18 protein-coding genes are annotated in these 23,858 nt (G+C 72.7%); 13 read left to right on the top strand and 5 right to left on the bottom strand.

Annotation, left to right across the window (positions count from 1 at the left end):
• The first annotated feature begins 292 nt into the window (after positions 1-292).
• The 4 genes from groES (at position 293) to ACFW01_RS00435 (ending at position 3,514) form a co-directional block, all read left to right on the top strand.
• Complete coding sequence (gene groES, locus ACFW01_RS00450; RefSeq protein WP_003974211.1) at positions 293-601, top strand: co-chaperone GroES; 309 nt, start codon at positions 293-295, stop codon at positions 599-601.
• A gap of 141 nt (positions 602-742) precedes the next feature.
• A complete protein-coding gene (gene groL / locus ACFW01_RS00445; RefSeq protein ID WP_122615796.1) occupies positions 743-2,368 on the top strand; it encodes a chaperonin GroEL in 1,626 nt (541 codons plus the stop codon).
• A 178-nt stretch (positions 2,369-2,546) separates the two neighbouring features.
• Entirely contained in the window at positions 2,547-2,858 is a 312-nt protein-coding gene (locus ACFW01_RS00440; protein ID WP_384501877.1) for a cold-shock protein, read from the top strand.
• A gap of 125 nt (positions 2,859-2,983) precedes the next feature.
• Positions 2,984-3,514, top strand: a complete 531-nt coding sequence (locus tag ACFW01_RS00435; RefSeq protein ID WP_234955337.1) for a hypothetical protein — start codon at positions 2,984-2,986, stop codon at positions 3,512-3,514.
• Between the two features lie 84 nt (positions 3,515-3,598).
• Here ACFW01_RS00435 and ACFW01_RS00430 read toward each other — a convergent pair whose 3' ends face one another.
• From ACFW01_RS00430 to ACFW01_RS00420, 3 genes are all read right to left on the bottom strand, one after another.
• Positions 3,599-4,723 carry a hypothetical protein gene (locus ACFW01_RS00430; RefSeq protein WP_384502122.1) on the bottom strand — a complete coding sequence of 375 codons (1,125 nt, stop codon included), beginning with the start codon at positions 4,721-4,723 and terminating at the stop codon, positions 3,599-3,601.
• Between the two features lie 301 nt (positions 4,724-5,024).
• A complete protein-coding gene (locus ACFW01_RS00425; protein WP_064729388.1) occupies positions 5,025-5,798 on the bottom strand; it encodes an SDR family oxidoreductase in 774 nt (257 codons plus the stop codon).
• A 95-nt stretch (positions 5,799-5,893) separates the two neighbouring features.
• Positions 5,894-6,562, bottom strand: a complete 669-nt coding sequence (locus ACFW01_RS00420; protein ID WP_384501874.1) for an MOSC domain-containing protein — start codon at positions 6,560-6,562, stop codon at positions 5,894-5,896.
• A gap of 81 nt (positions 6,563-6,643) precedes the next feature.
• On the opposite strand from ACFW01_RS00420, the gene ACFW01_RS00415 reads away from it, so the two are divergent.
• Entirely contained in the window at positions 6,644-7,579 is a 936-nt protein-coding gene (locus tag ACFW01_RS00415; RefSeq protein ID WP_234955334.1) for a LysR family transcriptional regulator, read from the top strand.
• 99 nt (positions 7,580-7,678) lie between these two features.
• On the opposite strand, the gene ACFW01_RS00410 is transcribed toward ACFW01_RS00415, so the two are convergent.
• Positions 7,679-8,017, bottom strand: a complete 339-nt coding sequence (locus tag ACFW01_RS00410) for a WhiB family transcriptional regulator (RefSeq protein ID WP_234955333.1) — start codon at positions 8,015-8,017, stop codon at positions 7,679-7,681.
• A gap of 414 nt (positions 8,018-8,431) precedes the next feature.
• On the opposite strand from ACFW01_RS00410, the gene ACFW01_RS00405 reads away from it, so the two are divergent.
• From ACFW01_RS00405 to ACFW01_RS00390, 4 genes are all read left to right on the top strand, one after another.
• On the top strand, positions 8,432-9,043 hold the full coding sequence (locus ACFW01_RS00405; protein ID WP_003948568.1) for a response regulator transcription factor: 612 nt from the start codon (positions 8,432-8,434) through the stop codon (positions 9,041-9,043).
• Positions 9,044-9,526: 483 nt separating this feature from the next.
• Positions 9,527-10,114, top strand: a complete 588-nt coding sequence (locus tag ACFW01_RS00400) for a sigma-70 family RNA polymerase sigma factor (RefSeq protein WP_114530047.1) — start codon at positions 9,527-9,529, stop codon at positions 10,112-10,114.
• Between the two features lie 149 nt (positions 10,115-10,263).
• Positions 10,264-11,769 carry an IMP dehydrogenase gene (guaB, locus tag ACFW01_RS00395; RefSeq protein WP_234955332.1) on the top strand — a complete coding sequence of 502 codons (1,506 nt, stop codon included), beginning with the start codon at positions 10,264-10,266 and terminating at the stop codon, positions 11,767-11,769.
• 115 nt (positions 11,770-11,884) lie between these two features.
• Positions 11,885-13,009 (top strand): GuaB3 family IMP dehydrogenase-related protein, encoded by a 1,125-nt coding sequence (locus ACFW01_RS00390; protein ID WP_161327658.1) that lies wholly within the window; start codon positions 11,885-11,887, stop codon positions 13,007-13,009.
• Between the two features lie 70 nt (positions 13,010-13,079).
• On the opposite strand, the gene ACFW01_RS00385 is transcribed toward ACFW01_RS00390, so the two are convergent.
• Positions 13,080-14,288: a nucleotide sugar dehydrogenase gene (locus ACFW01_RS00385; RefSeq protein WP_234955331.1), complete on the bottom strand. Its 1,209-nt coding sequence runs from the start codon at positions 14,286-14,288 to the stop codon at positions 13,080-13,082.
• 285 nt (positions 14,289-14,573) lie between these two features.
• Here ACFW01_RS00385 and ACFW01_RS00380 point away from each other — a divergent pair, with 285 nt between their 5' ends.
• The 4 genes from ACFW01_RS00380 to ACFW01_RS00365 all read left to right on the top strand — a co-directional run bounded on the left by ACFW01_RS00380 (position 14,574) and on the right by ACFW01_RS00365 (position 23,747).
• Positions 14,574-16,280, top strand: coding sequence for a glycerol-3-phosphate dehydrogenase/oxidase (locus ACFW01_RS00380; protein ID WP_234955330.1), 1,707 nt, complete (start codon positions 14,574-14,576; stop codon positions 16,278-16,280).
• A gap of 147 nt (positions 16,281-16,427) precedes the next feature.
• Entirely contained in the window at positions 16,428-18,479 is a 2,052-nt protein-coding gene (locus tag ACFW01_RS00375; protein WP_384502120.1) for a protein kinase, read from the top strand.
• A 152-nt stretch (positions 18,480-18,631) separates the two neighbouring features.
• Complete coding sequence (locus ACFW01_RS00370) at positions 18,632-21,862, top strand: protein kinase (RefSeq protein ID WP_384501870.1); 3,231 nt, start codon at positions 18,632-18,634, stop codon at positions 21,860-21,862.
• A gap of 145 nt (positions 21,863-22,007) precedes the next feature.
• On the top strand, positions 22,008-23,747 hold the full coding sequence (locus ACFW01_RS00365) for a protein kinase (protein WP_384501868.1): 1,740 nt from the start codon (positions 22,008-22,010) through the stop codon (positions 23,745-23,747).
• Positions 23,748-23,858 lie beyond the last annotated feature (111 nt).

Below are 23,858 nucleotides of genomic sequence, written 5' to 3'. Positions count from 1 at the left end.
GGCCGTTCAGGCCGAAGCGGGGGCCCGGGGGCGGCAGCCCCCAGCATCGTCCACACCCACGCCGGGTGCGCTCCACAGACCGGCGTTCACGAGAAAACCCGGCCGACGCGCTGCCGGCATTGGCACTCCGCTTGACCGAGTGCTAATCGCAGTCATAGTCTCGGCTCTGGCACTCCCCACTGGAGAGTGCCAACTACGCGACGGGCAGGTCCGGCACCCGCGACGACGGATCCACCTGGTCGCCACCTCAGACAGTTAACCCCGTGAGATCTCCGAAGGGGGAGGTCGGATCGTGACGACCACCAGCTCCAAGGTTGCCATCAAGCCGCTCGAGGACCGCATTGTGGTCCAGCCGCTCGACGCCGAGCAGACCACGGCTTCGGGCCTGGTCATTCCGGACACCGCCAAGGAGAAGCCCCAGGAGGGCGTCGTCCTGGCCGTCGGCCCGGGCCGCTTCGAGGACGGCAACCGCCTTCCGCTCGACGTCAGCGTCGGCGACGTCGTGCTCTACAGCAAGTACGGCGGCACCGAGGTGAAGTACAACGGCGAGGAGTACCTCGTCCTCTCGGCCCGCGACGTGCTCGCGATCGTCGAGAAGTAGAAGCGGCTCACCAGCTCTTCACTTCACCGAAGCACCTTGCTTTACAGCTGCGCCCCTGGCTCCCGCGACCATAAAAAGCCGGGCGCCCGGGGCGCAGTCGCCGTTTAACCCCAAGATTTCCGGAAGAGGGCTCACGCTCCCATGGCGAAGATCCTGAAGTTCGACGAGGACGCCCGTCGCGCCCTCGAGCGCGGCGTCAACAAGCTCGCCGACACCGTGAAGGTGACGATCGGCCCCAAGGGCCGCAACGTCGTCATCGACAAGAAGTTCGGCGCCCCCACCATCACCAACGACGGCGTCACCATCGCCCGCGAGGTCGAGGTCGAGGACCCGTACGAGAACCTCGGCGCCCAGCTGGTGAAGGAGGTGGCGACCAAGACCAACGACATCGCGGGTGACGGCACCACCACCGCCACCGTGCTCGCCCAGGCGCTGGTCCGCGAGGGCCTGAAGAACGTCGCCGCCGGCGCCTCCCCGGCGCTGCTGAAGAAGGGCATCGACGCGGCCGTCGCCGCCGTGTCCGAGGACCTCCTCGCCACGGCCCGGCCGATCGACGAGAAGTCCGACATCGCCGCCGTCGCCGCGCTGTCCGCCCAGGACCAGCAGGTCGGCGAGCTGATCGCCGAGGCGATGGACAAGGTCGGCAAGGACGGTGTCATCACCGTCGAGGAGTCCAACACCTTCGGTCTGGAGCTGGACTTCACCGAGGGCATGGCCTTCGACAAGGGCTACCTGTCGCCGTACTTCGTGACGGACCAGGAGCGCATGGAGGCCGTCCTCGAAGACCCGTACATCCTGATCAACCAGGGCAAGATCTCCTCCATCGCGGACCTGCTGCCGCTGCTGGAGAAGGTCATCCAGGCCAACGCCTCCAAGCCGCTGCTGATCATCGCCGAGGACCTGGAGGGCGAGGCGCTCTCCACCCTCGTCGTCAACAAGATCCGCGGCACCTTCAACGCCGTCGCGGTGAAGGCCCCGGGCTTCGGCGACCGCCGCAAGGCGATGCTCCAGGACATGGCGGTCCTCACCGGCGCCACGGTCATCTCCGAGGAGGTCGGCCTCAAGCTCGACCAGGTCGGCCTGGACGTGCTCGGCACCGCCCGCCGCATCACCGTCACCAAGGACGACACCACGATCGTCGACGGTGCCGGCAAGCGCGACGAGGTCGAGGGCCGCATCAACCAGATCAAGGCCGAGATCGAGTCCACGGACTCCGACTGGGACCGCGAGAAGCTCCAGGAGCGCCTCGCGAAGCTGGCCGGCGGCGTGTGCGTGATCAAGGTCGGCGCCGCCACCGAGGTGGAGCTGAAGGAGCGCAAGCACCGTCTGGAGGACGCCATCTCCGCGACCCGCGCCGCGGTCGAGGAGGGCATCGTCTCCGGTGGTGGCTCCGCGCTGGTCCACGCCGTCAAGGTGCTGGACGGCAACCTCGGCAAGACCGGCGACGAGGCCACGGGTGTCGCGGTCGTCCGCCGCGCCGCCGTCGAGCCGCTGCGCTGGATCGCCGAGAACGCCGGCCTGGAGGGCTACGTCATCACCTCCAAGGTCGCCGAGCTGGACAAGGGCCAGGGCTTCAACGCCGCCACCGGCGAGTACGGCGACCTGGTCAAGGCCGGCGTCATCGACCCGGTGAAGGTCACCCGCTCCGCCCTGGAGAACGCGGCCTCCATCGCCTCCCTCCTCCTGACGACCGAGACCCTGGTCGTCGAGAAGAAGGAAGAGGAAGAGCCGGCCGCCGCGGGCCACGGCCACGGCCACGCCCACTGAGCGACACGCTCGTAGAAGGGCCCGGCACCCACCAGGGTGCCGGGCCCTTCGGCTGTCGTGTCCCCCGATGACGGGAAACGGTGGAGCACCTGTTAGCGTCATGATCGATTCGGTCGAGCGCTGCTGACCACAGCGTGTGCCGAACGGCGATGCTCCGTTGAGCAAGGGGGAAGAAGGAATGCCTGACATTCCGTCCGGCGACGTGTTCACCGGCCGCGTGCTGGAGTGGCACAGCGAAGAAGGCTGGGGCGTACTGGTGTCCGATGCCCTGCCGGAGCGGGTGTGGGCTCATTTCTCAGTCGTGGAGGCCGAGGGCTTCCGCGAACTGACCGCAGGCCAGTACGTCGTCTTCACAGCCGAACCGGCCGAGCAGGACGACTACCACTGGCGCGCCGTGTCTGTCCGGCCGGAGACCGCCGCACACCGCCGGCTGGACGAAGAGGACGGACCGGGCTACTCGTCCGGTCTGGACATCGACTTCGACTCCTGACCGCGCGTCGGCCACAGCCGAATCGGTCCCACCAACCGCGCCCGGCAGTCGGGTGGTCTCTGCTGCCGTGCGCGTTCGCAGACAGGATTCCTGTGCTCTCCATATCCACCAGGCGGGCAGCGATCGTGGGCTCTTCAGCCCTCGCCGCCGTGCTCGCCGTCGGAACCGTGCCGGCCCATGCGGGGGTAAACCAGGCCAAGCACACGTTCAAGATGTCCGCTCCGTCCTACAAGCGGACGGACTCCAACGGTACGTTCACAGGACAGGTGAACATGGCCGGCACCGTCGGCAAGTCGGCCAACATGGCGTGGTCCTTCCGCACCTCCAAGAAGGTGCAGGCCATCGCAACGGGGCGGATGACGTGTACGGCCGGGCACATGCAGCTGCCGTACCACGACAAGCACACCAGCGTGGCCGTCGACTACTTCTGGCACTCGTCGGTCCCGGGCAACCGGCGGAACAAGAACTACACCCTCTACGGGAACTGCACGTTCCGCGTGAAGGTGGGCGGCAAGACCGGGACCGCCAACCTCGGCTTCCGGTTCAACTACTCGCTGTTCGACGGCATCAGCAGGTCGGCCGAGGCGAGTGACGGGCCGACCGGGGGCGAAGACACCGCGTACGGCAGCGACTTGGATATCGCCTTCGACTCCTGACGGGCGGGCCGGTTCTCCGCACGTGTGGAGCGTGCGGAGAGCCGGCCCTTCCCGCTACGGGGCGATTTCCCGCGTGCGACCGCATCAGCCCGGTGAGCAGGGCGAACACAGCAACCCGCTCAGCGGCAGTACCCGCTCGGCGAGCTGTCCCCGCAGCCTTCCCCCGGCGGTCTCGGCCTCCACGAGCCAGTCGGCGGTGACCAGCAGTCCGGCGTGCCCGGCGACGTCCTCGGGCCTCAGGGCACAGAACGAGGCGACCGTGTCCAGGTCGAGACCGTCGTCCTCCGCACTGCCGAGACGGCCGTCGGGACGGCTGTGGGCCGCCGTGTACACGGCGAGGAGCCGGGTGGCGGCGCCCGCCTTCTTCTTGCGCAGCTTCCGGTCGCCCACGACCCGCTGCGCCCACCCCGACAGGCGCGCGCGGGTGACCTTGCCGAAGGAGAACGGGCGGGGCTCGCCGGGCAGCAGCGAGGGGACCGTGACCTGGGTGGGTTCCTCGGGCCGGGACGTCAGGGCATCGTCAGCGGTGAAGTCCTCCGGCAGACGCAGCCAGCCGACGTCGACGAGCCCCTGGAGCACCCGCTCGGCGTCGCCCTGCAGCCAGCCGGCGAGATCCTGCCCGGTCACGTTCCCGGTGCCGGCGCGCGCGGCACGCAGGGTGAGCATGAGCACCGCGAGCCGTTCTTGGGCCCCGGGTAGCGGCGCGTGCGTCCTGATGTGCTCCAGCACACCGCGGGCGTGGGCGGCCTGGCCCCGGGTCAGCAGCCGTTCCACCACCGGTCCGTCCGCCTCCACCGGTACGCCGAGCCGGTTGGTGTGCATCTCGCGTGTCGTCCGTGCGGCCGCCTCCGCACGCTCCGCCTCCTCGCGCAGGGACGCGTCCTCGCTGACGGTGGCCCACAGGGCGAAGGCGCGTGCCTTGCGGTCGTGGAGTCCGGCGAGGACGGCGAGGTCGGGCTCGGGACGCCGCTGGTACGCGCGGAACGCGTCCCCGAGGTCGACCAGCTCCAGTCGCAGCACGTCGGGCTGGAGGTCGTCCGGCACGATCCGCTGCGCGACCGTCGCAGGCCGCCTCTTCTCGCGCCGCAGCGAGCCGCCACGCCCTGCCCCGGTCCGGGGGCGGGGCAGCGGCACGGGACGGCCGGCCGGGAACGCGGTGTCGGACGGGCGAGGGCCAGAGGCCTCCGGGCCGAGGTCGGAGAACAACACCCCTCCACCGCCGACCGTTCCCCGGCCCGTACTCACCGAGTTCCCGCGTCCCCCGCGAGTGCCGTCGACGAAGAGTCCGTCCCGGTCACCAGAGCCCGTACTCACCTGTTGTCACCCTCTCTGTTGGCGGTCCGCCCGCGACCTCCCGCCCGCCGCGGGTGCGGCCACTTGACGCTAGGCCTCCCCTGCGCCCCGCCGGGGAGGGATCGGGAATGGACCACACGTTCGGGTTACCGTCTCTTGCGCGCAACGGAGTTGGGCCGGCATGACCTCACGCAGCCCGACGAGGCGGCCCCCACCGCTACTGCGGCCCGTACTTCCGCCCCGTCCGTGAGCTGATCCCGCCCAGCATCCCCCGCGGGACCAGCTTCGCCGCGCCCATCAGGGTCTTGTAGCGGGGGTCCGGGATGGAGAGGGACTTGCCTCGGGAGAGGTCGTCCAGGGCGGCCGCGACGACCTTGTCCGCGTCGAGCCACATCCAGTTCGGGATGTTGTCCGTGCCCATGCCGGCCCGCTCGTGGAACTCCGTGCGGACGAAGCCGGGGGCCAGGGCCATCAGGCGGACGCCGCTGCCGGCCAGGTCCTTCGCCACGCCCTGGGTGAACTGCACGACCCACGCCTTGGACGCGCCGTAGGTGCCGCGCGGCACGAAGGCCGCGACCGAGGCCACGTTGACGACGCCGCCGCGGCCGCGCTCCCGCATCGCCTCCACCGCCGCCGAGGTCAGCCGCAGCACCGCCTCGCAGTGCACCTTGAGCATGGTCAGCTCGTCGGCCATGGAGACGTCGAGGAACTTGCCCTTGTTGCCGAAGCCGGCGTTGTTGATCAGCAGGTCGACGGGGTGCCTGCGCTCGCCCAGCCGGGTGGCCACCGCCTCGATGCCGGCGTCCGTGGACAGGTCGGCCGTCAGCACCTCCGCCTCGATGCCGTGCCGGTCGTGCAGCTCGGTGGCCTGTTCGCGCAGCCGCTTGGTGTCGCGGGCCACCAGCACCAGGTTGTGTCCGTCGGCCGCCAGCCGCCGGGCGAACGCGGCGCCGATGCCTGCCGTCGATCCCGTAATCAATGCCGTTGTCATGGCGCAAGATTAGGGGGCGCGGTGGACAGGTCCCGATCGCTCACCGGTCCCGCCACCAGTGAAGAGCGCGTGAAGAAATTACTGGTGAGGAGCGGTCAGCCGCCGTACCTCGCGACGTACTTCCGCGCCTGCGCGAGCGCCTCCGGGTGCAGCGCCCCGCCGGCCGCGAGCAGCCGGGGCAGCAGATCCCGCTGGGTGGTGACCGCCCGGAACTGCAGGGCCACCGTCACCTCGTGGTCGGGCCGGTGCACGATGCGGACCGGGTCGCCCGCCCGTATCTCGCCGGGCTCCACCACCCGGAAGTACGCACCCGGCGCGGCCTTCTCCGTGAAGCGCTTCACCCAGCGCTGCTCACCCAGGTGGCCCTGGAAGGTGCGGCAGGGGATGCGCCCGGAGGTCACTTCGAGGAGCAGGTCCTGACCGACCCGCCAGCGTTCGCCGATCAGGGCGCCGGAGACGTCCAGGCCCGTGGTGGTGAGGTTCTCGCCGAACGAGCCGCTGGGCAGCGCCCGGCCCAGTTCGCGTTCCCAGGCGTCCAGGTCCTCGCGAGCCACCGCGTAGACCGCCTGGTCCTCGCCGCCGTGGTGACGCGTGTCGCACACCGTGTCGCCGGCCAGCCCGCTCGCCCCGACGCCCTTCGGCCCGGGCGCCGCCACCCGCACGGGGCCGTCGGCCGGCCGCTTGTCGATGCCGGTGACGCCCTCCGGGTGGTCCGTGTACGGCACGGTCTTCGCGCGGCCGAGGTTGACAGACAGAAGCTTCATGGCCGAACGGTAGGACAATCCTCATCAAAGTGTCGACGCGATATTCGTCGTTCGGTCAAAGGGTCACTTATCCTCGGGGGTGTGATCGAGGCTCGTCATCTCCGTGTGCTGCGCGCCGTGGCATCGACCGGTTCCTTCTCCGCCGCCGGGCGCGAGCTGGGCTGCACCCAGCCCGCCGTCAGCCAGCAGATGAAGGCCCTGGAGTCCTCCGTCGGCACCCCCCTGCTCGTCCGCACCGGGCGCGAGATGCGCCTCACCCAGGCCGGTGAGGCGCTGGTCAGGCACGCCGCCGGGATCATCGCGGGGCTCACGGCCGCGGAGGAGGAGGTCGCCGCCATCGCCGGGCTGCGCGCCGGCCGGGTCCGGCTGGTCTCCTTCCCCAGCGGCAGTTCCGCCCTCGTGCCCAACGCCCTGGCCGCCCTGCGTGCCGCGCACCCCGGCACCCGGGTCTCCCTGGAGGAGGCCGAGCCGCCGAACTCCGTCGAGCTGCTGCGCGAGGGCGACTGCGACGTGGCGCTCGCCTTCCGCTACGAGGGCGCGGCGGGCGCGGAGGAGTGGGACGACCTGGTCGTACGGCCGCTGCTGACCGACCGCCTCGTGGCGCTGGTCCCCGACGGCCACCGGCTGGCCCGCGCGGAGTCCGCCGGGCCCGTGGCCATCGGGGAGCTGGCCCGGGAGTCCTGGATCGCGGGCTGCCCCCGCTGCCGGGGCCAGCTGGTCGAGGTCTGCGAGGGAGCGGGCTTCACCCCCCGTATCGACTTCGCGACCGACGACTACCCGGCCGTCGTCGGCCTGGTCGGCGCCGGCCTGGGCGTGGCCGTCCTGCCCCAGCTCGCCGTCGAGTCCGTACGGCCCCGGGGTGTGCGCACGGTGACGCTGGAGCCGGCGGTGCGGCGGGAGATCGTCGCGCTCAGCCTGCCCGACCTGGCCCAGGTGCCCGCGGTGGCGGCGACGCTGGACGAGCTGGCCCGCGCGGCCGCGCGCCTGACGGCGGCACGTCGGACCGACCCCCTCTGAGAAGCAGCTGCTCTGAGTAGCCCCTGCTCCGAGAACCCTGCTCTGAGACCGCTGCTCCGAGAACCCCTGTTCTCGGACCCCCTGGAAAGAAACGTTCCTTCAGTGGTGGGCGGCCGTGTCCCCGCCGGCCGGTCCGGACGCCGACGCCGACACCAGGCGGTGGCGTGCCCGTCCCATCAGCTCCTCGCGCTCGTCCTCGGTCAGTCCGCCCCACACGCCGTACGGCTCACGCACCGCCAGCGCGTGCGCCGCGCACTCGGCGCGGACCGGGCACCTCATGCAGACCTCCTTGGCCGAGTTCTCACGAGCACTCCGTGCCGCACCGCGTTCGCCCTCCGGATGGAAGAAGAGCGAGCTGTCCACCCCGCGGCACGCGGCCAGGAGCTGCCAGTCCCACAGGTCCGCGTTCGGTCCTGGAAGGCGGGAGAAATCTGCCATTGCGTGACCCCTTGTTGGAGATTTGGGTGAATCCCGACGACGCGGCGATGCGGCGATCCAGCGACCCAGCATCCACGACCGTACAACTACGATCTAAGGAGATGAAAATATGACTCATTGCGAATCTAGCCGCAGACACCGCCGAAGTGGAAGAAAAGCGGCTAAATGGGGCACTGGTTGTGATGAAACGGCGCGGGTCCGACGTGCGTGTCTGCTGTGTGGCCGCCCCCTCACGTAGAGTGCCGAAGACGACACACAGCCCCGTAACTCTTTCGAGTGACCATCGTTGAGAGTGCGGAGGCGGTTGAAGGAACAAGTGCTCGGGCGGGCGTCCGGGACGGTCGACCGCACAGGTGACGATTTCGTACCAGCCTGGAGGCTCAACGTGACGCGCAAGAGCTGCGGAGGACGGCCATGACTTCCGTCCTCGTCTGCGACGACTCCCCGCTTGCCCGAGAGGCGCTGCGCCGCGCGGTGGCGACCGTGCCCGGCGTCGAGCGCGTGACGACGGCCGCCAACGGCGAGGAAGTCCTCCGCCGCTGGGGTGCCGACCGCTCGGACCTGATCCTGATGGACGTGCGCATGCCCGGCCTGGGCGGTGTCGAGACCGTCCGGCGGCTGCTGTCCGCCGACCCCGGGGCGCGCATCATCATGCTCACCGTCGCCGAGGACCTGGACGGCGTGGCCCTCGCGGTAGCCGCCGGCGCCCGCGGCTATCTGCACAAGGACGCCTCGCGCGCCGAGCTGCGCGCCACCGTCACCCAGGCCCTCGCCGACCCGACCTGGCGGCTCGCCCCGCGCCGGCTGCGCTCGGCCGAGATGGGCGCCGCGCCCACGCTCACCGCGCGTGAGATCCAGGTCCTGGAGGGCATGAGCCACGGCCGGTCCAACGCGGAGATCGGCCGCGAGCTGTTCCTCTCCGAGGACACCGTCAAGACCCACGCCCGGCGGCTCTTCAAGAAGCTCGGCGCCTCGGACCGCGCGCACGCCGTGGCGCTCGGCTTCCGGTGGGGCCTGGTCCGCTAGGGCCTGCCGCGAAAGTCCCGCCTGCCGGGCGACGCCACGCACGCACTCCCGCCGCACCGGGCCCTGCGCCGAGTACCTCCCGTACGAGGCCCGAGGCCCGGCACGCCGAGAGCACGCACCTGACGCCGTCCGGCCCGCCCTTCGTGCGGACGACGGGACTGTCGCAGCAGGCCCTAGGGGCACCCGTGCGGTGGAGGCCCGGTGCGGCATCCGTGCGGTGGACGCGGAAAGGCCCCGTCGGGGAGGTGACGTTCCCCGCTTATCGCGAGGTGAGCGGGGGTGGCAAGGCGACCCGCCGGGTGCCCGCTGCTCGTTTCGCCGCCGATGACGCATCCTTGAGGTGTGGAGTTCCTCGGGGACGAGTCGTTCAAGCGGAAGGGGAGGGCGCAGGGGATGAGTTCCGGCGCACCTGCTCATAACGCTTCGGTGCACAACAGCGGGCACGGAGCCACGGATCGGACGGCCGCAAGGCACGATGGACCGATGCGTGACGACGAGGCGCCCCGTGACCAGGGGACGGTCGGTGGGCTCGTCCACCGCGCCGTCGACGGGGACGAGCAGGCCACGCACGACCTGCTCGCCCATGTCCACCCCCTGGCGCTGCGCTACTGCCGTACCCGTCTGTCGCGCCTGCCCGGCGACGCCCGCCACTTCGTCGAGGACCTCGCCCAGGAGGTCTGCGTCGCGGTGCTGCTCGCGCTGCCCCGCTACAAGGACACCGGCCGGCCCTTCGAGGCGTTCGTCTTCGCCATCGCCGCCCACAAGGTCGCCGACCTGCAGCGCGCGGCGATGCGCCACCCCGGCTCGACCGTCGTCCCGTCCGACGAGATGCCCGAGCGGCCGGACGACTCCCTGGGCCCGGAGGAGCGCGCGCTGCTCAACAGCGACGCCGCCTGGGCCAAGAAACTGCTCGCCAACCTGCCCCAGAACCAGCGGGAGCTGCTCCTGCTGCGCATCGCGGTCGGACTCACGGCCGAGGAGACCGGCCAGATGTTGGGAATGTCACCCGGTGCCGTGCGGGTCGCCCAGCACCGGGCGCTGAGTCGACTGCGGGCGCTGGCGGAGCAGTAATCTCCGCCGATTGCCGCTGTGAACGGACGGCGGTACCTGTCCGTACAAAACTACGAAGATCGCAGGCCTTCCTGATCGTGGAATGAGCCACGTCCGCTTCCCGTTAGCATGGACATCCGCACCGATCAAGGCCATTTGGGGAAGGTGTCATGACTGCCAACGTCGACGGAGTGCCCGGAAAATTCGCGACACTCGGGCTGACCTACGACGACGTGCTGCTGCTGCCGGGCGCCTCCGCGGTGCTCCCGAACGCGGTCGACACCTCGTCCCGCATCTCCCGCAACGTGCGGGTCAACATCCCGCTGCTCTCGGCGGCGATGGACAAGGTGACCGAATCCCGGATGGCGATCTCCATGGCCCGCCAGGGCGGTGTCGGCGTCCTGCACCGGAACCTGTCCATCGAGGACCAGGCCAACCAGGTCGACCTGGTCAAGCGCTCCGAGTCCGGCATGGTGGCCAACCCCATCACCATCCACCCGGACGCCACCCTCGCCGAGGCCGACGCGCTGTGCGCCAAGTTCCGCATCAGCGGCGTACCCGTCACCGACGACGCGGGCCGGCTGCTCGGCATCGTCACCAACCGCGACATGGCCTTCGAGAGCGACCGCTCCCGCGGGGTGCGCGAGGTCATGACGCCGATGCCGCTGGTCACCGGCGAGGTCGGCATCTCCGGCGTCGAGGCCATGGAGCTGCTGCGCCGCCACAAGATCGAGAAGCTTCCGCTGGTCGACGGCGACGGTGTCCTGAAGGGCCTGATCACGGTCAAGGACTTCGTGAAGGCCGAGCAGTACCCGCACGCCGCGAAGGACGCGGAGGGCCGCCTGATCGTCGGCGCCGCCGTGGGCGCCAGCCCCGAGGCGCTCGACCGTGCCCAGGCCCTCGCCGAGGCCGGGGTGGACTTCCTGGTCGTCGACACCTCGCACGGCCACAACAGCAACGCCCTGAGCTGGATGTCGAAGATCAAGTCGAGCGTCGGCATCGACGTCGTCGGCGGCAACGTCGCCACGCGTGACGGCGCCCAGGCGCTGATCGACGCCGGTGTCGACGGCATCAAGGTGGGCGTGGGCCCCGGCTCCATCTGCACCACCCGCGTCGTCGCCGGCATCGGTGTCCCGCAGGTCACGGCGATCTACGAGGCCTCCCTCGCCGCCCGGCCCGCCGGCGTCCCGCTGATCGGCGACGGTGGCCTGCAGTACTCCGGCGACATCGGCAAGGCGCTGGCCGCCGGCGCCGACACGGTGATGCTGGGCAGCCTGCTCGCGGGCTGCGAGGAGTCGCCGGGCGAGCTGCAGTTCATCAACGGCAAGCAGTTCAAGTCGTACCGCGGCATGGGCTCGCTGGGCGCCATGCAGTCCCGTGGCCAGGGCAAGTCGTTCTCGAAGGACCGCTACTTCCAGGCCGAGGTGGCCTCCGACGACAAGCTCGTGCCCGAGGGCATCGAGGGCCAGGTGCCCTACCGCGGCCCGCTGGGCAACGTGCTGCACCAGCTCGTCGGCGGTCTGCGCCAGACCATGGGCTACGTGGGCGCCGGCACCATCGAGGAGATGGAGTCCAAGGGCCGGTTCGTGCGGATCACCTCCGCCGGCCTCAAGGAGAGCCACCCGCACGACATCCAGATGACGGTCGAAGCACCGAACTACAGCCGCAGCAAGTAGGCAGCAGCCTCCAGAGGGCGGCCCCGGACCATCCGGGGCCGCCCTCTGCGGTGCCCCGCCGTGCCCGTCGGGGATACTGGAAGGCGCTGCAACGCATCAGGGAAAGGCCACAGACGTGACTGAGATCGAGATCGGGCGCGGCAAGCGCGGCCGCCGGGCGTACGCCTTCGACGACATCGCCGTCGTCCCCAGCCGCCGTACGCGGGACCCGAAGGAGGTCTCGATCGCCTGGCAGATCGACGCCTACCGCTTCGAGCTGCCGTTCCTGGCCGCTCCCATGGACTCGGTCGTCTCGCCGGCCACCGCCATCCGCATCGGCGAGCTGGGCGGCCTCGGCGTGCTCAACCTCGAAGGGCTCTGGACCCGGCACGAGGACCCGCAGCCGCTGCTCGACGAGATCGCCGGTCTCGACGCGGACACCGCGACCCGCCGCCTCCAGGAGATCTACGCCGCTCCCATCAAGGAGGAGCTGATCGGGCAGCGCATCAAGGAGGTGCGCGACTCCGGCGTCGTCACCGCCGCCGCGCTCTCCCCGCAGCGCACCGCCCAGTTCTCCAAGGCCGTCGTGGACGCGGGCGTGGACATCTTCGTCATCCGCGGCACCACGGTCTCGGCGGAGCACGTCTCCGGCTCGCACGAGCCGCTCAACCTCAAGCAGTTCATCTACGAGCTGGACGTCCCGGTCATCGTCGGCGGCTGCGCCACCTACACCGCCGCCCTGCACCTGATGCGCACCGGCGCGGCGGGTGTCCTCGTCGGCTTCGGCGGCGGCGCCGCGCACACCACGCGCAACGTGCTGGGCATCCAGGTGCCCATGGCGACGGCGGTGGCGGACGTGGCGGCGGCCCGCCGCGACTACATGGACGAGTCCGGCGGCCGGTACGTGCACGTCATCGCCGACGGCGGCGTCGGCTGGTCCGGCGACCTGCCCAAGGCCATCGCCTGCGGCGCCGACTCCGTGATGATGGGCTCCCCGCTGGCGCGCGCCACCGACGCGCCGGGCAAGGGCAACCACTGGGGCATGGAGGCCGTCAACGAGGAGCTGCCCCGCGGCAAGAAGGTCGACCTCGGGACGGTCGGCACCATAGAGGAGATCCTCACCGGCCCGTCCCACACCCCGGACGGCTCGATGAACTTCTTCGGGGCGCTGCGCCGCGCGATGGCGACGACCGGCTACAGCGAGCTGAAGGAGTTCCAGCGGGTCGAGGTCACCGTCGCGGACTCGCAGCACCGGCGGTAGTCACCCGGACGGCGTAGAGAAGGGGCTCGGAGCAGTCGCTCCGGGCCCCTTCTCGCCTGTCCGGCCCCGCTCAGAGCCGGTGCGCCGCGCCCGTGGGCGTCGCCCCGCGTGTGTCCAGCAGGAGCTGGGCCTTCACCGACAGGCCCTGGAGGTCGTACGTGCGGTGCTGCTGGAGGAGGATCGTCAGGTCGGCGTCGGCGGCGGCCTCGTAGAGGGAGTCCGCGCGGGGGACGGGGCGCTCCGCGACGTTCCAGGAGGGGATGTGCGGGTCGTGGTAGCTGACGGCGGCCCCGAGCCCCATGAGGCGGGTCGCGATCTCCTCGGCCGGGGTGGCCTGCTGGTCGGCGAGGTCGGCCTTGTAGGTGACGCCGAGGAGCAGGACGCGGGCGCCGCGCGCGGACTTGCCGTGCTCGTTGAGGAGGGCGGCGGCGCGCTGGACGACGTAGCGGGGCATCTGGGAGTTGACCCGCTGGGCGACCTCCACCATGCGCAGGCTGTGGGGGGCCTGGCCGGTCAGGTCCTGGGGGACGGAGTGGCCGCCGACGCCGGGGCCGGGGCGGAAGGCCTGGAAGCCGAAGGGCTTGGTCTCGGCGCAGCGCAGGACGTCCCACAGGTCGACGCCGAGGTCGTCGCAGAGGACGGCCATCTCGTTGACGAGGGCGATGTTGACGTGGCGGAAGTTGGTCTCCAGGAGCTGTACCGTCTCCGCCTCGCGGGGGCCGCGCGCGCGGACCACCTTGTCGGTGAGGCGGCCGTAGAAGGCGGCGGCCGACTCGGTGCAGGCCGGGGTGAGGCCGCCGATGACCTTCGGGGTGTTGGCCGGCGTGAAGTCGCGGTTGCCGGGGTCGACGCGGCTGGGGGAGTAGGCGAGGTGGAAGTCGCGGCCCGCGCGCAGCCCGGAGCCCTGCTCCAGGATCGGGCGCAGGAACTCCTCCGTGGTCCCCGGCCGCACCGGCGACTCCAGGATCACCGTGGTGTGCGGGCGCATGTGGGCGGCGAGCGTGCGGGCCGCGGCCTCGACCTGGGTGAGGTCCAGGCCGCCGTCCGGCGCCGGCGGGGTGGGCGCGCAGATGACCGCGGTGCGCACCCGGCCCACCTCGGCCGGACCCGCGGCGGTGCGGAAGCCCGCCGCGAGCATCCGGCGCAGCTCGGCGGGGGAGAGGGGGCCGGCCTCGGGGCCGGTCTTGTAGCCGAGGGTGGGGATGCCGGCGGCGACGGCGGCCTGGGCCAGGGGCAGGCCGTACGGGCCGAGTCCGATGACGGCGAGATCTGCGGGCATGGCGTGGGCCGTCCTTCCCAGTAGCCGAAGCGGGACAGGTGCGCAAGCCCGGTGGACAGGATGGGCGAGCACAACGTCAGACTAGGAGTAAATATGACCGATTTGTGGGATTGATCTGCCTCGTTTCGGGTGAGTCTCGACGGTGACCTGGGGGAAGTCGTCCACAGGCTGAGGGCGTGCGGCGGCCGATGTCGGGCAGGCCGGACAGAATCTGGGCATGGTGGGTACCAGGAGACGGGCTTCGCCCGACGGGTGCGGCCGACGCGACCACAGCGGGAGGCAGCAGTGAGGACAGCGACACTGGGGCCGGCGCAGCGCGCCGAGTCGCTCGCGGCCATGGCCGAGCGCGAACTGGACGTACTGGTGGTGGGCGCCGGCGTGGTCGGCGCCGGCACCGCGCTGGACGCCGTGACGCGCGGCCTGTCGACCGGCCTGGTCGAGGCGCGGGACTGGGCTTCGGGCACCTCCAGCCGGTCCAGCAAGCTGATCCACGGCGGCCTGCGCTATCTGGAGATGCTCGACTTCGCGCTCGTCCGGGAGGCGCTGAAGGAGCGCGGCCTGTTGCTCGAACGGCTGGCGCCGCACCTGGTGAAGCCGGTGCCGTTCCTGTACCCGCTGCAGCACAAGGGCTGGGAGCGGCTGTACGCGGGCTCCGGTGTCGCGCTCTACGACGCCATGTCCATGGCCCGCGGCCACGGCCGGGGCCTGCCGACGCACCGTCACCTGAGCCGCTCTCACGCCCTGCGGGTGGCACCCGCCTTGAAGAAGGACGCACTGGTCGGCGCGCTCCAGTACTACGACGCGCAGATGGACGACGCCCGGTTCGTGGCCACCCTGGTGCGCACCGCCGCGGCGTACGGCGCCCAGGTCGCCAACCGCGCGCGGGTCACCTCCTTTATTCGCGAGGGCGAACGCGTGGTCGGCGCGCGCGTGCAGGACGTCGAGGCCGGCGGCGAGTACGACATCCGCGCCAAGCAGATCGTGAACGCGACCGGGGTGTGGACCGACGACACCCAGTCGATGGTGGGCGAGCGCGGCCAGTTCCACGTCCGGGCGTCCAAGGGCATCCACCTCGTCGTGCCCAAGGACCGCATCCACTCCACCACCGGGCTCATCCTGCGCACCGAGAAGTCCGTGCTCTTCGTCATCCCCTGGGGGCGGCACTGGATCATCGGCACCACGGACACCGACTGGGACCTCGACAAGGCCCACCCGGCCGCCTCCAGCGCCGACATCGACTACCTCCTGGAGCACGTCAACTCGGTGCTGTCGGTGCCCCTCACCCGCGACGACGTCGAGGGGGTCTACGCCGGGCTGCGGCCGCTGCTGGCCGGCGAGTCCGACGCCACCAGCAAGCTCTCGCGCGAGCACACCGTCGCGCACCCGGTGCCCGGCCTGGTCGTCGTGGCGGGCGGCAAGTACACGACGTACCGGGTGATGGCCAAGGACGCCGTGGACGCGGCGGTGCACGGGCTCGACCTGCGGGTCGCCGACAGCGTCACCGAGGAGACCCCGCTGCTCGGCGCCGAGGGCTACCAGGCGCTGTGGAACGCGCGGGCGCGGATCGCCGCGCGCACCGGCCTGCACGTGGTGCGCGTGGAGCACCTGCTGAACCGGTACGGGTCGCTGGCCGAGGAGGTGCTGGAACTGGTCGCCGCCGACCCCTCGCTGGGCGAACCGCTGCACGCCGCCGACGACTACCTGCGCGCCGAGGTCGTCTACGCCGCCTCGCACGAGGGCGCACGGCACCTGGACGACGTCCTCACCCGCCGCACCCGCATCTCCATCGAGACCTTCGACCGTGGGACACGCAGCGCCCGTGAGGCCGCCGAGCTGATGGCACCGGTGCTGGGCTGGGACAAGGACCAGGCCGAACGCGAGGTCCAGCACTACGAGAAGCGGGTCGAGGCCGAGCGGGAGTCGCAGCGCCAGCCGGACGACCTGACGGCCGACGCGGCCCGGCTGGGGGCGCCGGACATCGTGCCCAAGTAGCGTCCGCGGCGGCGGGCCGGACCCCCCGGGCCCGCCGCACGGACCGTCCCCCGCGCCCCCCGGGCCCCCGTGGCACCCTGGGCGTCGAGCACTTGTCGCGTGAGGGACAATGAAGGCTCTGTCAGGGCGGGTTGCATGAGGGGACGCATGTCGGACGCGGAGCGGGCGGGGACACCCCGTACGGACAAGAGCGCACGTCTCCTCGCCGGGCGTTACCGGCTGGGAGACGTGCTCGGCCGCGGCGGCATGGGGACGGTGTGGCGGGCCGAGGACGAGACCCTGGGACGCACGGTCGCCGTCAAGGAGCTGCGGTTCCCGGGCAACATCGACGAGGAGGAGAAGCGGCGCCTGATCACGCGCACGCTGCGCGAGGCCAAGGCGATCGCGCGGATCCGCGACAGCGGCGCCGTCACCGTCTACGACGTGGTCGAGGAGGACGACCGGCCCTGGATCGTGATGGAACTCGTCGAGGGCAAGTCGCTCGCCGAGGCCATCCGTGAGGACGGTCTGCTGGAGCCCAAGCGCGCCGCGGAGGTCGGCCTCGCCGTCCTCGACGTGCTGCGCTCTGCGCACCGCGAGGGCATCCTGCACCGCGACGTGAAGCCGTCCAACGTGCTGATCTCCGAGGACGGCCGGGTCGTGCTCACCGACTTCGGCATCGCCCAGGTCGAGGGCGACCCGTCCATCACCTCCACCGGCATGCTCGTCGGCGCCCCCTCCTACATCTCCCCGGAGCGCGCCCGCGGCCACAAGCCCGGACCGGCCGCCGACCTCTGGTCGCTCGGCGGGCTGCTCTACGCCGCCGTGGAGGGCACCCCGCCCTACGACAAGGGCTCCGCGATCGCGACGCTCACCGCGGTGATGACGGAGAACCTGGAGGAGCCGAAGAACGCCGGCCCGCTGCGGGACGTCATCTACGGGCTGCTCAACAAGGACCCCGCCCACCGGCTCGACGACGCCGGCGCCCGCGCGATGCTGACCAAGGTCATCCACGCGCCCGCCGCCGACGAGATCGATCCGGCCGAAGCCACCAAGGTCGTACCGATCCCGCCCCAGCCGGACGAGCGGACGCGCCGGGGTGGCGGCGCCGGCGGCAAGCGGGCCGAGGAGGCCGGAGAGCGGCTGCGCGGGGCGCTGCGCTCGGTGCGCAAGGCCGCGGTCGGGGCGGGTGCGGCCGGTGCGGCCGCCGCCTCGCGGAGCAGGCAGGGCGGTACGGGCTCCGGGGCCGGCGCGGACTCCGGCTCCACGGCGGGCGCGTCCTCTGCCGCCGCGTCCTCTGCCGCCGCGTCCGGTACGGCCGCCGCCACGGGATCGGCGCAGGGTTCGGGGGCAGGCTCGCAGGGCGGGAACGCTCCCGGTGGCAAGCGGAGTTCCGGATGGCCCGTCGTGCCGCCGCCGGACCTGCCGGCCAGGCCCGTGCCCCGGGCACCGCTCACCGACGTGGTGCCGCGCCGGACGCTGATCGTCATCGCGGTGATCGTGGCGCTCGCCGTGCTCGGCACCGTGCTGGCGCTCACTCTCGGCGGCGACGACGAGAAGGGGGCCGAGGGCGGCAACGGCGGCGGGCCCGTCGCCTCCGCGGGACCGAGTGGCGAGACCAAGCAGGACGACGAGGGCGGCACCGGCGCCGACGGCGCCGCCTCCGACCCGGCGACGGACGGTGACGCGAGCGGCGTGCCGGAAGGCGGCGCGAGCGCGTCCGGCGACGCGGACGGCGGGTCCCCGGACGCCGGGAAGTCCGAGGGCCGGGAGTCCGAGGACCAAGAGGACGTGGCCGCCACCCACAAGGGCGGCCAGGGCTACCGCATCGGGCTGCCCGAGGGCTGGAAGTTCACCTCCACGGGCGCCTCGGGCGACCGGTTCACCGGCCCCGGCGGGCAGAAGCTGCTGATCGCCTGGACCTCCACCCCCAAGAGCGACCCGGTCGCCGACTGGGAGAACCAGGAGCGGTACATGGTCCGCTCGCAGTACCAGAAGATCCGCATAGAGAAGGTGGGCTACCGGGGCTGGAACGCGGCCGACTGGGAGTTCACCTACACCGACGGCGGCACCAAGTACCGCACCGTGGACCGGGGGTTCGTCGTCAACGACCACCAGGGCTACGCGCTCATGTACACCGCGAAGGCCGACGACTGGGACGACGACCTGCGCCGGAACACCTGGCGGACCCTGACGAAGTCCTTCGAACCCAAGTCCTGAGCGGACGGCCTCGGGTTTGAGCGGCCCGATATCTGGCATCAGCTCTTTGCGGGTTGCCTCCGGCACGTATCGTGAGTGCTTGCGGACCGTACGCAGCCGGAACGGCCCGCCGGGCGAACGGAATTGACCGACGGGCTGCCGGGGGTGGCGACGTGGACGACTATGCGGGACGGGTGCTCGCCGACCGCTACCGCCTGCCCCTGCCGCCGTCCGACGAGTACGAACTCACCGAGAGCCGGGCCTTCGACACGTACAGCGGCCAGGAAGTCCTGGTCCGGCAGGTCCCGTTGCCGGAGGTCGTCGAGGCCGAGGTGCTCGACGCGGACGGTCTGCCGGACGGCTTCACGTCCCGTGACGGCGGCGTCCGGCACCCCGGCAGGCGGACCTCCGGCGGGAGCACCGGCATCCGGCGGCCGGCCGACCCCGTGGTGCGAAGGGCCGTCGAGGCCGCGCAGGCCGCCGCCGCCGTTCCCGACCACCCGCGCCTCGATCAGGTCTTCGACGTGTTCGCCGAGGGCGGTTCGCTGTGGATCGTCAGCGAGCTGGTCGCCGCGAGGCCGCTGGCCGCGCTCCTGGCCGAGCAGACGCTGACGCCCTACCGCGCGGCGGAGGTGGCCTCCGACATCCTGCTCGCGCTGCGGGTGCTGCACACCTACGGCTGGGTTCACCGCAACATCACCGCGCGCACCGTGCTGGTCTGCGACGACGGGCGGGTGATGCTGACCGGCCTGGCGGTCGGGGCGGCGGAGGAGGCGCTGTGCGGGTACGACCCGGTCCCGCCGCCCGACGAGGACCCCGCCCCCGGCCCGCTCGACCCAGGCGGGACCTTCGGCCCCGGCGGCGGTGTGCCCGGCCCGGGCGGCGCCGGGCCCGGGACGCCGGGGCCGGTCGGAGCGCGGGCCGGAATCCTGGGTTCCGGTGACTCCGGAATCCTCGGTCCCGGTGGCGCCGATCCGGAGGCCGCCCGGCGGGCCGCCATCGAGGCCCGGGGTGTCGGCGGGCTGCCGGTGCCCGGGGCCGTGGGCCCGGGGGCACCCGCCGGGCTCGCACCCGCGCAGCTCGACACCAGCGGCGACATCCGCGCCGCCCGCGCCGGAGCGATCGCCGCGTACCGCGCCGGGGCCCGGGCCGCCGCCCGCGTCCAGGAGGCCCAGAACGGCCGCGCCGCCCTCCCGGGAGCCCGCCCGGCCCCCGACGAGGCCGGCGCCCGCCCGCCGCACCAGGGCCCCGGGACCGGCCGGCCCGGCCAGGACCCGGGACACCCGGGGCTCGGCGCCCCGTACGCCCTCGGAACCGACCGCCCGCCGCACCCGCCCGCCCCCGCTGCGGGCGAGGAGCCGCCTCCGCGCTTCGAGGGGTCCGGGTACGGCGTGAACTCCTCGGGCCAGGGCGCCGAGGGCCAGGGCGCCGAGGGTCAGGGCGCCGAGGGCCAGGGCGCCGAGGGTCAGGGCGCCGAGGGCCAAGGCGCCGAAGGCCACGAGCCCCGGCGCGAGGCGGACCCGGGCTGGTCCTCCCGAGCCACCGGACCCGGGTCCCCCTACGGAACCGCCCCCGCGGACCGGCCCGCCGAGGACACCCCGCCCGGGCGGATCGCCGACCCCTACGGCGTACGCGCGACCGCCTGGCACGGTGCCACGCCCCGCACCGGAGGCGACCAGGCATCCGCCCCGCCCCGCTTCGGCGGTGATCCGGCGGCTCCTGCGCCCCGTCTCGGCGGTGATCCGGCATCGGCCCCGCCCGGCTTCGGCGGTGACCCGGCGGCTCCTGCACCCCGTCTCGGCGGTGATCCGGCATCGGGCCCGCCCGGCTTCGGCGGTGACCCGGCATCGGGCCCGCCCGGCTTCGGCGGTGACCCGGCGGCTCCTGCACCCCGTCTCGGCGGCGACCCGGCATCCGCCCCGCCCCGCTTCGGCGGTGACCCGGCGACCCCCGCGCCCCGTCTCCCCGGTGACCCGGCACCCCACGCCCCCCGCACCCCCGGCGATCCGGCCGCCCCCGGCCGCGGCCTGCCCCCCGCCCCCCGGCAGGCGGACACCGCCGGGTACACCGTCCCGCCGCAGGAGGGTGGGCCGGTGGCCTCCGGGCGCTGGGACGACCTCGTCGCCCGTACCGCCGCGCCGCGCGGGCCCGCCACCGCGCTCGCCGCCGAGCGGGCCCGGCAGACGCGGATGGCCGTGGTCGGGCCGGTGACCGAGCGGTGGGCGCCCGAGCAGGCCGGGCCGGTGCACGAGAACTGGCAGCTGGCCGCGCCCATCGGCCCCGCCACCGACCTGTGGGCGCTGGGCGCGCTGCTCTACCGCGCCGTACAGGGGTACGCCCCCTACCCCGAGGAGTCCACCGCCGAGCTGGTGCAGATCGTGTGCGCGGAGCCCCCCGCGTTCGCCGAGGAGTGCGGCCCGCTGCGGCCGGTCGTGGAGTCCCTGCTGCGTCAGGACCCCACCGAGCGCATCGACTTCGAGGAACTGCGCGGCTGGCTGCGCTCCCTCGTGCGCTCCGCGCCCGAGCCCGAGGCCGGCCTGCACGTGATCTCGGCCCCGCCCGCCGAGACCGGCCACAGCCGGCTGCCCATCGTGCGCCGCCGCGGCGAGCTGGTGCGCCGGCGCCGGGCCGGACTGCCCGCGCACCACGGCCGGCACAAGCGGGGCCGCGCGGAACCCGCCCGCTCGCCGCGCAGCCTCGGCCGGACCCTGCTCCTGCTGATACTGCTCGCCCTGGCCGGAGCCATCGCGTACGCCATGTTCTTCCTGCCGAAGAGCGACACGCGCGACTCCGGCGCCGCCGACCGCACCGGAACCGCCGGCGACGCGAGCCAGGCGCCGCCCGCCGGGTCACCGGACGTCAGCAGCGAGCCCCGGCCCGAGCAGACGTCCCCGGACTCCACCCCCGGCGGCTCGGAGACCGACGGCGGCTCCACCGAGACGCAGTCGAACGTCGCCGACGGGTTCACCCTGCGCAAGGACCCGGAGGGCTTCCGCGTCGCCGTCGCCGAGGACTGGGACCGCACCCCCCGCAACGGCAGCGGTCAGGTCGTATACAGCAAGGGCGACTTCGAGCTGCTCGTCGTGCCCGGCCGCGACCGCACCTCCGAGTTCGGCGACGACCCGATGGTCTACCAGCGCGACGGCGAGCCCGAGTTGGCCTCCTACCGCGCCTCCAGCTGGGCCACCTCCAGCGGGCTGAAGACCATCGAGGTCGGCGGACGGACCATGGCGGAGGGCCAGTTCACCTGGACCGGCGCGGGCGGCGAGCTGTTCGTGCGCAACGTCGCCATCCTGATCGACGGCCGCTACCACGTGGTGCAGGTGCGGGGTCCGGAGGCCGAGCGGGACGAGGTGAGCCGGCTGTTCGAACAGGCCTCGGCGACCTACCAGTACACGCGCTGACCGCAGTTCGCCCCGATGGTTGCCTCCCGTCACGGAAAGCGACAACCGTCACAGAGCGGTTTCCATGGGACCCCAGCCGTTCCCCGGGAGGGGACCGGTCCCTAGTCTGGCCCTGACAAGACCATTGCGGGGCAACGTGAATCAGATGCAGGGCCGGCTCGTCGCGGGCCGCTACCGGCTCGGGGACGCCATCGGCAGCGGCGGCATGGGCCGGGTGTGGCGCGCACACGACGAGGTACTGAACCGGACCGTCGCCATCAAGGAGTTGACCGCCGCCCTCTACGTCTCCGAGAGCGACCAGGCGATCCTCCTGGCACGCACCCGGGGCGAGGCGCGCGCGGCGGCGCGGATCAACCACTCGGCCGTCGTCACCGTGCACGACGTACTCGAACACGACGGCCGGCCCTGGATCGTGATGGAGCTGGTCGAGGGCCGCTCGCTGGCCGACGCGGTCAAGGAGCAGGAGCGGGTCGAGCCGCGCGAGGCGGCCCGTGTCGGCCTGTGGGTGCTGCGCGCCCTGCGCGCCGCGCACGCCGCCGGCGTCCTGCACCGCGACGTCAAACCGGGCAACGTGCTGCTCGCCGACGACGGCCGCGTCCTGCTCACCGACTTCGGCATCGCGCAGATCGAGGGCGACTCCACCATCACCCGGACCGGCGAGGTCGTCGGCTCCGTCGACTACCTCGCGCCCGAGCGGGTGCGCGGCCACGACCCCGGCCCCGCCTCCGACCTGTGGGCGCTCGGCGCGACGCTGTACACGGCGGTGGAGGGCAGATCGCCGTTCCGCCGCACCTCACCGCTCACCACCATGCAGGCCGTGGTCGAGGAGGAGGCCACCGAGCCCCGGTACGCCGGCCCGCTCGCGCCGGTCATCAGCGCCCTGCTCCGCAAGGACCCGGAGACGCGGCCCGACGCGACCGAGGCCGAGCACCTGCTGGCCCAGGCGGCCGAGGGACGGCGGCCGGACGCGGCCCAGGCGTACGTGCCGACCACCCGGCACACGGGCCCGGTGCGGCAGGGCGACACCCTGCACCACGGGACGGCGGGCACACCCACCGCGACGCCCTACCCGCCGGTGACCGGCCCCACCGCGGCCGTCGGCCAGCCCGCGACGGGCCACACGGCACAGGCGTACGGGACGGGCGCCGTGCCGCCGGGGACCGTACCGCCGGGCCACCCGCACGCCGCGCCGTCCGGAGCCCCCGGCCCCCGGCGCCGTCGGCAGGGCCGTCTGCGCACGGTCGCCCTGGTCGTCGCCGTCGCCGCGCTCATCGGCGCGGGCACCGCCGTGCTGCTGCAACAGCGCGAAGGCGGCGGCACGGAGGCCGGCCCGGAGCCCAGCGGGCCGACGTCCTCCTCGCCCACCACGCCCTCGGGGTCCCCCACCGACGACAAGGGCCCCGGCGGGTCCGTCCCGGACAACTGGAAGCGCCGCGACGACCCGTTGGGTTTCAGCCTCTACCTGCCCGAGAACTGGCAGCGGGAGGCCTTCGACGCCGAGGGCGAACTCAAGCAGGCCGACTACAGCCCCGACGGCGGCAAGCACCTCCTGCGCGTATCCGTCGACACCGCACCCGACTACAACGACCCGCACGCGCACCAGCTCGATCTGGAGGTCCAGCTCCAGCGGCTGGTCGACTACCGGCGGGTCACCCTGGAGCGCGGCACCTACCGCGACCGCGACAGCGCCAGGTGGGAGTACACCTGGACCGCGCTGGCCAAGGACACCCCCTTCCCCGGCCCGCGCCGCGCCGTCGCGCACACGTACATCTCCCGGGACGGCGTCGAGTACGCCCTCAACATGTCGGGGCCAGCGGACGACTGGCCCACCACCGAGCGGCAGTTCAGGTCGGTGCTGCAGAGCTGGCAGGAGCGGACGGGCTGAGACCCGCACCGCGCGGCGCCGGACACCCGCCGGGAGCCGCCCCAACGGCACTCGCGCACCCGTCGGTTGTCGGCCACCCGGGTGGCCGCCGCGCGGAGGCGTCCGGTCCGG

Origin of the sequence: Streptomyces sp. NPDC058985, assembly GCF_042740985.1 — a bacterium.
Lineage (GTDB): Bacteria > Actinomycetota > Actinomycetes > Streptomycetales > Streptomycetaceae > Streptomyces.
This window is presented reverse-complemented; position numbering and strand designations above follow the sequence as displayed.